Annotated in this window: 9 protein-coding genes; 5 read left to right on the top strand and 4 right to left on the bottom strand. The window is 43.4% G+C overall.

All coding sequences use genetic code 11. From position 1 onward, the window contains the following. From HMPREF9447_RS18260 to HMPREF9447_RS18240, 5 genes are all read left to right on the top strand, one after another. Positions 1 to 3147 (top strand): SusC/RagA family TonB-linked outer membrane protein (locus HMPREF9447_RS18260; RefSeq protein WP_009131248.1); only part of this gene is annotated, 3147 nt, incomplete at its 5' end. Positions 3148 to 3175: 28 nt separating this feature from the next. Next, a complete protein-coding gene (locus tag HMPREF9447_RS18255; protein WP_009131247.1) occupies positions 3176 to 4981 on the top strand; it encodes a SusD/RagB family nutrient-binding outer membrane lipoprotein in 1806 nt (601 codons plus the stop codon). 346 nt (positions 4982 to 5327) lie between these two features. Then, positions 5328 to 6134 carry a DUF3805 domain-containing protein gene (locus HMPREF9447_RS18250; protein ID WP_009131246.1) on the top strand — a complete coding sequence of 269 codons (807 nt, stop codon included), beginning with the start codon at positions 5328 to 5330 and terminating at the stop codon, positions 6132 to 6134. A 23-nt stretch (positions 6135 to 6157) separates the two neighbouring features. Beyond that, the gene (locus HMPREF9447_RS18245; protein ID WP_009131245.1) at positions 6158 to 8038 is read left to right on the top strand and encodes an ABC-F family ATP-binding cassette domain-containing protein; all 1881 of its coding nucleotides are present in this window, start codon (positions 6158 to 6160) and stop codon (positions 8036 to 8038) included. 44 nt (positions 8039 to 8082) lie between these two features. After that, a complete protein-coding gene (locus tag HMPREF9447_RS18240) occupies positions 8083 to 8940 on the top strand; it encodes a histidinol-phosphatase (protein ID WP_009131244.1) in 858 nt (285 codons plus the stop codon). 21 nt (positions 8941 to 8961) lie between these two features. Here HMPREF9447_RS18240 and HMPREF9447_RS18235 read toward each other — a convergent pair whose 3' ends face one another. The 4 genes from HMPREF9447_RS18235 to HMPREF9447_RS18220 all read right to left on the bottom strand — a co-directional run bounded on the left by HMPREF9447_RS18235 (position 8962) and on the right by HMPREF9447_RS18220 (position 14520). Beyond that, the gene (locus tag HMPREF9447_RS18235) at positions 8962 to 9438 is read right to left on the bottom strand and encodes a thioredoxin family protein (RefSeq protein ID WP_009131243.1); all 477 of its coding nucleotides are present in this window, start codon (positions 9436 to 9438) and stop codon (positions 8962 to 8964) included. 11 nt (positions 9439 to 9449) lie between these two features. After that, complete coding sequence (trxA, locus tag HMPREF9447_RS18230) at positions 9450 to 9746, bottom strand: thioredoxin (protein ID WP_009131242.1); 297 nt, start codon at positions 9744 to 9746, stop codon at positions 9450 to 9452. Positions 9747 to 10057: 311 nt separating this feature from the next. Then, positions 10058 to 12220, bottom strand: a complete 2163-nt coding sequence (locus HMPREF9447_RS18225; RefSeq protein ID WP_009131241.1) for a S46 family peptidase — start codon at positions 12218 to 12220, stop codon at positions 10058 to 10060. Positions 12221 to 12360: 140 nt separating this feature from the next. Further along, positions 12361 to 14520 carry a S46 family peptidase gene (locus HMPREF9447_RS18220; protein WP_009131240.1) on the bottom strand — a complete coding sequence of 720 codons (2160 nt, stop codon included), beginning with the start codon at positions 14518 to 14520 and terminating at the stop codon, positions 12361 to 12363. Position 14521 lies beyond the last annotated feature (1 nt).

Raw genomic sequence — 14521 nt, 5'->3', positions numbered from 1 at the left:
AGTTCCCAAAGTACTCAACAAGCAAAGAAAATCACGGGTAAAGTTGTAGACGCGACAGGTGAACCGATCATTGGGGCTAGTGTGTTAGTGAAAGGTGCGGGTACAGGTGCAGTGACAGATATCGATGGAAGATTCTCTGTGGATGCTACAGTTGGTAGTACATTAGTAATATCCTTCGTGGGTTACAAGCCAGTTAATATAATTGTGGGTGCTGCTGCGACTTATGATGTAACTCTTCAAGATGATGCTCAGGCATTGAGTGAAGTTGTAGTAACAGCAATGGGAATTAAAAAAGAACGTAAAGCGTTGGGGTATGCAGTACAAGACGTAAATAGTAAGGAGCTTTTAAAAAATAAGAATGCCAATGTAATCAATTCATTGAATGGGAAGATTGCGGGTGTTAATATAACTCAGTCTGGTGGCTCTGCAGGCGCCGGTGCACAAATTGTATTGCGTGGTGGTACCTCTCTGGAACGTGATAATCAACCGCTGTTTGTTGTAGATGGAGTTATTTATGATAACTCAACCGCTATTGGTGGTGACTCTGGCTTCGATGGCATGCTTCGTACTGCATCTTCATTTGGTAATCGTGTGATGGATATTAATCCCGAAGACGTTGAAAATATGTCAGTATTGAAAGGACCTGCTGCTGCTGCCCTTTATGGTTCGCGTGCTGCTGCCGGTGTCATTGTGATTACCACAAAGAAAGGTAATACTGATGGTAATACGGAAGTAACCTTTAACACCCGTTTCACTACAAGTTGGGTAAATCGTTTGCCTGAAATGCAAGATACTTATAAAAGAGGACAATATAATGATTTGGGGAATCTGGAAACAGATTGGGTTACGTCTTCTTGGGGAGAAAAATACAAGAGTGGAGAGAAAGTATATGATAATCTCGAAAATTTCTTTAATAACGGAGCAAGTTATGATAATACGTTGACTGTATCTGGTGGAAATAAGGCTGGTAGTTATTTTTTATCTATTTCTCGTTTTGATCAAAATGGTATTGTGCCTAATACAGGATATGATAAAACTACATTCCGTTTTAATGGAGACCGTAAATATGGTAACTTTACAATAGCAGCAAATGTAGCTTTCTCGGTTTCTAATACAGATAAAACTTTAACTTCCAGTGGACTTTGGGATTCTGATGGTAAAGGGGGTAATGGTGCTATGCAAGCTGTGTATGGTTGGGCTCGTAGTGAGGATATGTCGCGTTGGATAAATGATGATGGCAGTAAATACCGTATTTTTCAGGAGTTAGATCCTGATAATCAGAATCTGGTATCAGACACTGACAATCCGTATTGGATTATCAATAAGAATAAGATGTGGGATAAAACAACCCGTTTTACAGGTTCTGTGGCTCCAAGTTATAAAATAGCGGATTGGTTGAATGTTAGCTATCGTGCTGGCATAGATCGCTATACTACTAATGATTATACTTATATTGCTCCGGGGGCAGCAATGAAAGATATTTATCAGAATGGGCGCTTGTCAACTACTGATTTTACTTATGAATATTTGACTTCCAATTTAATCATTACGGCAAATAAGAAAGTGGGTGATTTCGATTTAAATCTGATGTTAGGCCATTCAGCGGAAGATACTAAAGTAAAACGCGAACGTCGTACAGGATATAATTTTATCACTCCGGAATTTCCAAGCTTTGAAAATATAGATCAATCTACCAAACAGTTTCAATCTTATCAGAGTCGTAAAAGATTGATGGGTGTTTTCGGAGAATTTCGTGCAGCTTATAAGAATATTGCATATCTGACAGTTACCGGACGTAACGACTGGACATCTACATTGCCTGTGAATAATCGCTCTTATTTTTATCCATCTGTGAGTGGTAGCTTTGTTTTTACAGAATTGTTACCAGAGAATGATGTTTTGTCGTTTGGTAAGATTCGTGCATCATGGGCGCGTGTAGGTAAAGATACTGATGCCTATGCCACTACAACTGCACTGTGGGCACCAAGAAGTTTTCTGGCAGGGGTAGGCACTGGTAATTCATGGACGCGTGGTAATCCTTATCTGAGACCTGAAACTACAGAATCTACTGAGCTGGGTTTGGAAATGCGTTTTTTTAATGGACGTATCGGATTTGACTTTACTTATTATACGAATAACAGTAAAGATCAGATTGTGTCTCCTCGGTTAAGCCAAACAAATGGATATATTATGTATTCAACTAATGTTGGTAATGTGTATAATAAAGGAATGGAACTCTCTATCACTGCAACCCCTGTTGAGACGAAAGATTGGAGATGGGAAACTACTCTGAACTTTGCAGGAAACCGTGGTACTGTTGAGAATCTGTTGCAGGGTATGGAATTATTGTATGTTACGGACGTACAAATTGGTGGGGTGAAAGCTGCCTCAGTTAATGGTGGTGACTTTATGGCATTAACCGGAAATAAATGGAAGCGTACAGATGCTGGTAAAGTAATATTGGATGCAACTACGGGGTTGCCTACGTATACCAGCAATGGAACTGAATTTGTCGGTAACCGTGAACCGACTATGACTGGAGGTTGGAATAACACCATACAATATAAAAATTGGAATCTATCCATGTTGTGGGATTTCCGTTTTGGCGGTGCTATATATAATGGTACGGAGTATGATTTGACCGTTAACGGTTTAAGTACCCGCACGCAAAATCGTGATAGATTAGAAATCACAGGCGTTGTTCCTGACGGGACGGATGCAAAGGGCAATACGATTTATAAAGATGCGACATTTATTTTTGAGGCAGGAAAGAATTATGATATTTTGAACCCTGACGGCACGGTGAAAACTGCGAGAAACGGTAATCAGATTATTCAGGATTATTATTCGAATATTTATACGAAAGAATCATCGAACTTTATCACTAAAACCAATTGGATGCGTTTACGCTCTATCTCTCTTTCATATACATTTGATAAATCTTTATTGGCAAAGACCAAATTTATAAAAGGATGTAGCATCAATGTGACGGGTAATAATTTATTGCTCTTCACTAACTATAAAGGACTTGATCCCGAAAATAGTGTGGCTGGCTCCGGTGTGACCGGTTCAAGTTCAACGGGGATTGACTATTGTGGTGTGCCGAGTACGGCAAGTATGTCTTTCGGCATTAATTTGACATTCTAAAAGATATGAATTATAAAAAGTAAGAATTATGAAAAAGATAAAATATATAGGATTAAGCCTTGTTTTAGCAATGGGATTTGTATCCTGTGAGGATTGGCTTGAGGTGAATGATAATCCCAATACTCCGACGCAGGATGTTGCTTCTTTGGAATCCAGGCTTCCGTGGATTGAACATCACTATGGGTATGCTGCCGGTGCAGCAGGTTTTCGTGCAGGCTTTATCAACGGTACAATTACCTCTCGAAAGGGAGTTTCCACTTTGGCCACAAACCTGCATAACTATATGCCTTATTGGGATGCCAGCAATGGTATTTCTACTACTCCTTACCAGCATTGGTTTGTAGGTGCGGCTTGTAATCTTGAAGATTTAATAAAAAAAGCTGAGGAAGAAGGAGCATATCATTACATAGGTGTTGCTCATGTAATCAGAGCTATGGGATTTATGTTGATGACTGACTGGTATGGAGAATGTCCGTATACTGAAGCGTTGGGAGCTTATCTTACTCCGAAGTATGATACAGGGCAAGCTATTTTTGAAGGTTGCCTGGCTGACTTGGATCTTGCTTTGCCTTATTTCGATATGACGCAGGAACCTAATGCTACTCCGCTGAAAAGTGGAGATAGTTGGAACGATGGTGATGTGGCTAAATGGAAAGCGCTGGTCTATGGGTTGAAGGCGCGTTGGCTTAATAATCTTTCCAAAAAGAGTACCCTTTATAAACCTGCAGAGATATTATCTGCTATTGAAAAAGGTCCTAAGGATTATAGCACCAGTACCATTGTGAATCATGTGAATGATCCGGGTGATACAGGTACTGATGCTTTGGCGGGAGACCCTTTGAAAACATCGTTCTTATTTGACTGTGCTGCATGGTCCGATCATATTCGTATGACTAAATATTACACGGATTTATTTGAATATCCGCAAACGGATGGAAGTATAGTTTATGATCCTCGTCGTGAAAAGATGTTGCCTATGAACGAGCATTATAAAAATGGAAAATCTTATTTCATGGTGACAGCCGGTGTTGATATTATTAACTCTGATATTTTAAATAATTCAGGCCCTGCACAGCAGACATATAATGCTTCTACGAAATCCTACTCAGTCAGTACTGCCGGACGTGAAGGTGATACTATCTATGTGACTTTGAAAGGAGTATGCTGTAAGCAAGGTGGAGCTGCTGATGAAAGCTTTTATCAGGGTGCTGATGGTACCATTTTATCCACAGGAACCTTCTACACACTGCCGGAATCTCCCACGCACTTAATGACAAGTTATGAAATGGATTTTATCAAAGCCGAGGTTATTTTCCGTCAAGGCGATAAAGGTGGTGCGCTGACTGCTTATAAAAATGCTATTAAAGGTCATCTTGATTTTATGAACACTAAATTAAAATCTTACGGAACAAATAATAATCCTGGTAAGAATCCTATATCTCAAGCTGCGATTGATGAATTTTTAGCAAGTGGCTGTATTGCCCAAGCTGTAAATGAGTTGACAATGGCAGAAATCATGAAGCAGAAATTTATTGCAATGTCATTCTCACAACAAAACTGGAATGATATGCGTCGCTTCAACTTCTCGGCGGGTAATGTTGGTGATTTTGGGGTTGTATATCCTGACTTCGATCGTCCGAAGAGTATTCGTGCTACGGCTGCTTCTCAAAAATTCCCGGGTGCTACAAAAGTGGATAATAGTTATTGGTGGCGTCGTATGGCTCATTGCTCTCATGAGGTGAATTTTAATGCTAAAAATTTGAAAGAATCTAACTCCAAAGCTACAGATAATGATATCTGGTCTGTTTCAGTTTGGTGGGATGTTGCTGAATAAGATTTTCTAATGGGGAATTACATAAATCTTCATTCATTAGACGATAAACAGAGTGAAATCCCTTAGTTTATGGAATGTTAATTTAAATATCTTAAAATATTGAGGACCTATGTATTTCATTGATTATCTTTGCGCTCGAAAACAGAAATGTGATTTTCATTAAAGTTTCATAGGGATTTAATAAGATATTGAAGACTATAGTGGTCTTCATTCATAGATGATGATTGGGACAGTCGGTTCGTGAGAATCGGCTGTTTTTTGTTTCTATTTGTTTGCATATCAACGGCGGTAGTGTTACTTTTGCCGGACGAGGTCAGATAGCCTCGCAATTAATCTCTGAATGACAATGGCACAAGGTAAGAAATTTATCTCTCCGGGAGCTTGGTTCTCCATGATATATCCCGCGGACTGGAATGAGTTTGAAGACGGGGAAGGCTCTTTTCTCTTCTATAATCCCAGTGAATGGACCGGAAATTTTCGTATTTCCGCATATAAAGGCAGCGCTACGTACGGCAAGGAAGCCGTCTGCCAGGAACTGAAGGAAAACCCTTCGGCAACTTCTGTAAAAATAGGAAATCTGGAATGTGCTTACAGTAGAGAGATGTTTGAAGAAGACGGTGCATATTATACTTCCCATCTCTGGATTGCCGGCACAGGTGATATTGCTTTCGAGTGTTCTTTTACTGTAAACAAGGGAGCGTCTATTACGGAAGCCGAGGCTGTCATCGCCTCGCTGGAAGTACGCAAGGAAGGAGTGAAGTATCCGGCGGAGATTATACCTGTCCGCTTGTCTGAAATCTACCAGATTAATGAAGCTTTTGAGTGGGTGACGACCACTGTGAAGGAACAATTGAAAAAAGATTTTCAGGGTGCTGAGGAAGATTTAGTTAGCATGCAACAGATCATTGACAGTGGTGTTATCGCTCCAAAGAAGAAAGAAGCATGGTTGTCGTTCGGCATTGTTTTATGCGTTATTCTTGCCAATGAGGTAGATGGTCTGGAGTGGATGACATTGATAGACGGTAACCGGGAAGCCCCTGTACTGCAAAACTCAACTACCGGAGAATGGCTCGATCCCATGAAGTTGGTATGGAGTAAAGTGAAAGCCGGCGAATCCTGCAATTTGACAGAGACCTACAAAACCCTCTTTTAATTTTTAACTTATAATTATTAATTGTGATAAGTTATCTTCAGATAGAAAATTTAACCAAGTCATTCGGTGATTTGGTATTGCTTGAGAGTGCTTCTCTTGGTGTAGCCGAAGGACAGCGTATCGGACTGATTGCTAAGAATGGTAGTGGAAAGACTACCTTGCTGAATATTATTTCCGGTAAAGAAGGCTATGATAGTGGAACAATTTCTTTCCGCCGTGACCTCAGAGTGGGGTATTTGGAACAAGATCCGCAATATCCCGAGGGGCTTACCGTTTTGGAGGCCTGTTTCCACCATGGCAACAGTACCGTAGAACTGATTAAGGAATACGAACGTTGCATGGAGACGGAAGGACATCCCGGTCTAGACGAAATCCTGGTGCGTATGGACCATGAGAAAGCATGGGATTATGAGCAAAAAGCCAAGCAAATCCTGTCTCAACTGAAGATACGGAACTTCGATCAACAAGTGAATCATCTGTCAGGTGGGCAATTGAAACGTGTGGCACTTGCCAACACTCTTATCACCGAGCCGGACCTGCTGATTCTGGACGAACCCACCAACCACCTCGACCTTGACATGACTGAATGGCTGGAAGACTACCTGCGTCGCACGAACCTCAGCTTGCTTATGGTGACACACGATAGATACTTCCTCGATCGTGTCTGTACCGAAATTATTGAAATAGATAACCGTCAGATTTATCAATATAAAGGTAACTACAGTTACTATCTGGAAAAGCGCCAGGAGCGGATTGATTCAGCCAATGTTGAAATATCCCGTGCCAACAACCTGTATCGCACAGAGCTGGAATGGATGCGCCGCATGCCGCAAGCCCGTGGGCACAAAGCACGTTATCGTGAAGAGGCCTTTTATGAGTTGGAGAAGGTAGCCAAACAGCGTTCCAACAACGACAATGTGAAGTTGGATGTGAAAGCATCCTACATCGGTAGCAAGATATTCGAGGCAGACCATGTGTACAAGTCATTCGGTGATCTGAAGATATTGGAAGATTTCTCCTATATCTTTGCCCGTTACGAGAAGATGGGTATCGTAGGAAACAATGGTACGGGCAAATCTACCTTTATCAAAATTCTGATGGGAGAGCAGAAGGCAGATAGTGGAACGATTGATATTGGTGAAACCGTGCGCTTTGGTTATTATTCGCAGGATGGTTTGCAATTCGACGAACAAATGAAAGTGATTGATGTGGTGCAGGACATCGCCGAGGTCATTGAACTGGGTAACGGCAAGAAGCTTACCGCATCTCAATTCCTGCAACATTTTCTTTTTACTCCCGAAACCCAGCATAGCTATGTTTATAAACTGAGTGGTGGAGAGCGCCGCCGCCTGTATCTATGTACGGTACTGGTGCGCAATCCCAACTTCTTGGTATTGGATGAACCTACCAATGACCTGGACATCATTACCCTGAATGTACTGGAGGAATACTTGCAGAACTTCAAGGGTTGCGTTATTGTGGTGAGCCACGACCGTTACTTCATGGACAAGGTGGTAGACCACTTGCTGGTGTTCAATGGTCAGGCGGACATCCGCGATTTCCCCGGAAACTACACCCAGTATCGTGATTGGAAAGAAGAGAAAACTCGTCTGGAAAAGGAGAAAGAGAAAGAAATTTCTAAGCCGTTGGAAGATAAAACAGCCAAAGTTCGTATGAACGAAAAACGCCGGATGTCTTTCAAGGAGAAAAGGGAATTTGAACAACTGGAAGAGGAGATTGCTGCTTTGGAAGAAGAAAAAAAAGCCATCGAAGCTGCTTTGTGCAGTGGAACCTTATCTGTAGAAGAACTGACGGAGAAATCAAAACGCTTGCCCGAAGTAACGGATTTGATTGATGAAAAGACAATGCGTTGGTTGGAACTCAGCGAAATAGAATCGAACTGAAGTTCGAAATTGAGAATGAAAGAATTAAGAATGAAATATATCAGATGGTGAGGACTGAAAATTTAACTAACTATCATAGTCATAGCTTGTATTGTGACGGACGTGCCAATATGGAAGACTTTGTCCGCTTTGCCCTGAGCGGAGGTTTTACATCCTATGGCTTCTCTTCACATGCCCCCCTGCCATTCTCTACGGCATGGACGATGGAGTGGGACTCTATGGACGACTATCTGGCGGAATTCCGCCGTCTGAAAGCTAGATATGCCGGACAAATAGAACTGTATATCGGTCTGGAAATAGACTATCTGAATGAAGAAAGTAACCCCTCCATAGCTCGTTTCCGCGAGCTGCCACTGGATTATTGTATCGGTTCTGTACACCTGCTCTATAATGATAAAGGAGAAGTAGTGGATATAGATGTCTCGGCAGATAAATTCCGCACCATCGTAAATAAGGAGTTTGGCGGCGACTTGATGCGGGTTGTGCATCTCTATTACGAACGTTTGATGCGTATGGTGGAACTGGGTGGTTTTGATATTGTGGGTCATGCCGACAAGATGCATTATAATGCTGCCGCCTATCGTCCCGGATTGCTGGATGAACCTTGGTATGATGCTTTGATGCAGGACTATTTCAATGCTATTGCCCGGAAAGGATATATCGTAGAAGTCAATACAAAGGCATGGCTTGACTTAGGTACTTTCTACCCCAATGAACGCTATTTCCCAATGTTGCTTGAGAAGGGGATTCGTGTACAGGTGAACAGCGATTCCCACTACCCGGAGCGTATAAACAACGGACGCCTGCAAGCCTTGGCGGCCCTGCAAGCGTCGGGTTATCACACTGTCACGGAGCGGTATAATAATGAGTGGAAAGATATGCCGCTAATTATTAATACTTAACTCCTGTGACTTTTCCTTTTATTATTCTTTTTTCAACAAAAAATCTTCAATTGCCTTTTTGTAGGTAGCTTTATCGGCTGCTCCCCGGAAAAGTTGCGGCTCTCCTTCCATCGGGATGAATACGAATAGAGGAATACTGCTTGCATTGAATAGCGCAGCAAGTTCACGTTCCTTGTCCACATTCACCTTATAGATTACAATCTTACCGGCATATTCTTTTGCCAGTTCTTTCATGATAGGAGCCGTCATACGGCAGGGACCACACCAGTCTGCATACAAATCAATAATAGCAGGTTTATCGCCTTTGTATTTCCAATCCTGGGATTTTTCGTAATCAAATACATCCTTTACGAACATATCCTTGTTCATTACGACTACTTCGCCACTTTTGGCGTCTTTTTGTTCCACCCCATTGGGTTGTGCTTTAGTCCCATTGGTGCAAGCAAATGTGAGTACGCTTGCAAAAATCAAGACTGCAAATGTCAGTGTTTTCTTCATCTTCTTGTTTTTTATGAATTTTGCTCAATGACAGCTTTCAGTTCGCTGCCTTTGATAACTCCGGAATGACGCCAAACGGCTTCACCCTTTTTGAATACAATGAATGTAGGCACAGCTTGTATGCGATACTTGGAAGCCAGTTCTTCATGCTGGTCTACATCTATTTTCACGATACGTGCAGATTCACCTATTTGTCCTTTCAATTCTTCCAGTACCGGATGCATAGCCTTACACGGACCACACCAAGTTGCAAAAAAATCTACTAAAACGGGCTTTTCTGATTGTATGAGTTCTTCAAATTTTTCCATAATCTTTTCCTTTCTGTTGTTACTACATGTTTTTTGTTAATATAATAATTGTATTACTTCTGTAGTAAGAACGTATTATGGTATTTTTTGTTCACGGATTATGGTTTTTCATACCTGTAATACATACGTTTTTGGGTATTTTTTAGAATACTTGCATAAAAGAAACATTTTCCATGAGAAAATAATTTCAAGGGTATATATACAGGTGAAAACAATTTCGCCCCTACAAGCATGATATGCATTTAGCGGTCATATAGTTTGTAGGGGCGAATAATCATTCGTTCGGGTAGTGAGGGAGAACGATTATTGGTTTATTCCGCAATCGTCAGCTCCTTGATGATATGGGAAGCTCCGGCATACTTTTCAATAATGAATAGTGTATAGCGGATATCTACGCAAGCTGCACGCTGTGAAGACGGGCGGAAGGCAATATCTCCCGTCAGTCCTTCGTAGTTACGGTCGAACCCTGTACCTATCAGTTCGCCTTTCGCATTGAATACCGGGCTACCGGAGTTGCCACCAGTGTTGTCCGTGTTCACAATGAAGCAGATAGGCATTTCACCATTTGGCATGGCATAGCGTCCAAAGTCTTTTGCCTGATACAGTTGCTTCAACTTGGCAGGAACCACAAACTCCCAGTTGTTGGGGTCTTCTTTTTCCATAGCACCTTTGAGGGTAGTGTAATAACCATATTCCACACCGTCTGCCGGTTCATATGGCAATACCTTGCCGTAAGTGAGGCGCAAGGTAGAGTTTGCATCCGGATAGATGGGAATACCTGCACTCCGCTTCATATCCATCATGCCCTTCACCCATACTTTGTGTGCGGCATTATAGTTCTTGTTGGCATCTGCCATGGCAATAGCTGTCTGCAACAGTCCGTCCGTGATGGAGTGCTTGAACAGCACCATCCAGTCGAAAGCCAGCTTATACGAACCGGGTTTGCGGATGAACTTCTCGAAATTCTCTTTTTTCCCGAAGACGGAGTAGTCAAAGCAAGCGTCTATGAAAGCGTCGCTGTTGCCTTTGAAGCGTTTGTCAATCACTTCGAAGATGCTGATGCGTTGTTCTGCCGGAATGTATTGCATGTAAGTCTGCAACATTTTTTTGGCAACAGTGCGTTCCACTTCGGGGAAAGGTACGGATGCAAAATACTTGTCCGCAGCTATTTTCAGGCTGTCGGCGGCTGCCTTAATCTGTGCTTTGTCTTTGCTCTTCAGGGCAGTCAGCATGGCGGAAGTGTTGGGGATGCGCATAAAGTCCAGCCCGGTGACCAATGCTTCCTGAATGGCTTGCTGATGGTAAAGGGCGGGACGGCGGTGCTCAACAATGCTGCGTATCTGGTCGAATGCTTTCTGATAAGAATCGTCACCCTGCTCGCGTCCGCGGGCCAGGAGTTGTTCCTGTTGCGCACGTTTGGTGTCGAGCACTTTCAGGCGGACAAGACCTTCGTTCATGCCGATGGCATTTTTCCAATAGTTGGCAGAAGAAGCATACTTGCTGGCGTAGTGGATACGTACGGCAGGGTTCTTTTGCATTTCTTCCATTAATGCTTCCTGGCGTACTCCACGCACATGGTGGCGCATGAAGTTAGTGGTTTCCATACGTTCTTCCACTTCATCGGAAATCATATAGCGCCAGTTGCGTCCGGGGAAACCCATGACGAAAGTGAAATCACCTTCTTTATAACCGGCAAGGCTGATGGTGAGATGCTTCTTAACTTTCAGGGGTACATTATCCTTGGAGTATTCTACCGGGTTTCCGTCTTTGTCGGCATAAATGCGAAACAAAGAGAAATCGCCCGTATGGCGCGGCCACATCCAGTTGTCGGTGTCGGCACCGAACTTACCGATGGATGAGGGAGGTGCGCCTACCATGCGGATGTCACTGTAGGTGGTCTTGATGAAGAGATAATAACGGTTTCCGCCGTAGAATGCTTTCAGTTCCAGCTTGCGTCCCGGTGTCAGGGCAATGCCTTGCTCGGAAGAGAACCGTTCGGCTACTTCTTTCAGATACTTGGGTGAGAGGTAGTTCGTACCATTCGGGTCCGGATCAATTTTCAATTGTTCATTCACGAAGTCCGTTACGTCCAATATCTCATCAATGTAGGTGATGGTAAGCCCTTTGCAGGGAAGTTCTTCTTTACGGCTCATGGCCCAGAAGCCGTCCGTGAGGTAGTCATGCTCCACCGTGCTATGCTGTTGGATAGAGCCGTATCCGCAGTGATGATTGGTCAGTACCAGTCCTTCGGCGGAAATCACCTCACCCGTACAGCCGCCACCAAAGTGGATAACCGCATCTTTCAGGGCAATGCCATCAGGATTATAAATTTGGTTTGCGGGGATAAGTAGTCCCAGCTCCGTCATAGCAACCTCATTCTGCTTTTGCAGGTCGGTGAGCATCCACATACCTTCGTCGGCACGGGCGGAGAAGACTGTAAATGTCAGGAATAATGATAATATAATTCTTTTCATATAAAAGTGCTTTAGAAATACTTCTGAAGAGGGGGGGAATCAGTATACGACTGAATAGGGTTAACTATACGACTGAACCCTATTCAGTCGTATAGTCATCTATGCTCAGTCGTACAGGCATCTTTCCATAGGGTGGCCTGTTACTCTATAATGTTCATTTCCTTTATCAGATGCTCACATCCTCCCAGTTTTTCGAGGATGAACAGCACGTAGCGGATATCGAGGTTGATGCAACGTTGCAGGTTGTTGTCGAAGTTGATGTCACCGCTGAGAGATTCCCAGTTGCCATCAAAAGCGCAACCTATCAATTCACCATTTGCGTTCAGCACCGGGCTGCCGGAGTTACCACCGGTAATATCGTTTGTGCTGAGGAAACAAACTGGCATGTCACCGTTGGGCAGTGCATAGCGTCCGAAGTCTTTCTTCTGAATCAGTTCTTTCAACTTGGCAGGAACCACGAACTCACGATCTTCGGGATTTTCTTTTTCCAGGATACCGTCCGTAGTGGTATAATACTTGTAATGTACGGCATCGCGCGGATTGTATGATTTCACATTACCGTATGTCAGGCGGATTGTGAAGTTAGCATCCGGATACGAGGGTACAGGTTCTTTCATTTCGCCCAAACCGCGGATGTAGGCTTTATGCAACAGTGCCAGTTCCTTGGAAGTACCGTTCAACTCTTGTGCCAGTGACATCAGCTTTTCAATCTTGGTACGTGAGTATTGAGTTGCCAGATCTTTCTCGATAGCCTTCACAGTCGGCTTCTTCATGAACTTGTCGAAGTTAGCCTGATTGGCCAGGATAGAATTGTCGTACATAGCGTCGATGAAAGCATTATAATCACCTTTGAACTCTTTCTCGATAATCTGGTAGAAAGCCGGACGTTGTTCTGCCGGAATAATTTCAGCATATACCGGGAAGATGGCTTTAGCCACTTTGCGGTCTACTTCATGGTCGTAATCTTTGTTATGGATTTCGGCATAGACCTCCTTCAACTGTTCCAGGGATTTGTTGATGATGGAGTCATTTTTTTCTTCTAATCCTTTTTTCAGATTGTCCATAATCATATACGTGCTGCCGAATTCAATGGCACCACTGAAAGCTTCTGCCAGATAGTAATATTGACGAGTCAATGGCATCGTCTGGTCTACAATGGCATCAATCTTTTCTACTACACCTTCGTATTCGGGTTTGCCTTTGGCAAATTCGGCAAATTTCTTCTCTTGTTCTGCTTTCGTGCCCATTACATCGTTGTCAATGATAGCCTTGTTCATACCGATGGAGTTCTTCCAGTAGTTGCTGCTTCCGGCATATTTATTGGCATATTGGATACGAGTCTTGTCACTGGCAGCCATCACCTCTTTCAATACACCGAGGCGTGCACCACGGATAGTGATGCGAGGCTGGTTCTCTGCTTCCATGCGTGCTTTCACTTCCGATACAGTGAGATATCGGCTGGTGCTTCCGGGGAAGCCCATAATCATGGCATAGTCACCTTCTTCCAGTCCTTTGATGGAAATGGACAGGAACTTCGGGGTTTTCAAAGGTACGTTTGATGCAGCGTATTCTGCGGGCTCACCGTTAGCGTCGGCATAGATGCGGAACATGGAGAAGTCTCCCGTGTGGCGCGGCCACATCCAGTTGTCGGTCTCTCCACCGAATTTACCAATAGAAGAGGGGGGAGCGGCTACCATGCGTACGTCTGAATATACCTTCTTATAGAACATATAGAATTTATTGCCTGCATAGAACGGCAGTGCCTGCACTTCGATGCCTTTTTTGCCTTTCAAATCGCTCTTGTCGAATAATTCCTTAGCCAGCTTATTGAGGAAAGGGCGGGTCATAGCTGTAACTTCGTCTACTTCGCCGGCAGCTATCTTCTGGTTCACGATGTCCGTGATGTCTTCGATGCGGTCAACGAACTGGAACTTTAATCCCGGAGTAGGTAATTCCTCACTACGGTTCTTAGCCCAGAAACCGTCTGTCAGGTAGTCGTGTTCCACGCTACTGTGCTGCTGTATGGAAGCATAACCGCAGTGATGGTTTGTCAGAATCAAACCTTCCGGTGAGATGATTTCACCCGTACAACCGCCGCCGAAGATACCTACTGCATCTTTCAGTGAAACTCCGTTCGGATTGTATAAATCATCCGCTTCCAGCTTCAGCCCTTGCTTTTTCATCAACTCAATGGAGTTCTGCTGTTTCATTAGTTGCAGCAACCACATTCCTTCGTCGGCACGTGTTGTAGAGCCGAACGCCAGCGCTGCGAGCGCTACTAAATAGGTTCTAATTTTCATT

The sequence above is a fragment of the Bacteroides oleiciplenus YIT 12058 genome, assembly GCF_000315485.1.
In the GTDB taxonomy this organism is placed as follows: Bacteria; Bacteroidota; Bacteroidia; order Bacteroidales; family Bacteroidaceae; genus Bacteroides; species Bacteroides oleiciplenus.
This window is presented reverse-complemented; position numbering and strand designations above follow the sequence as displayed.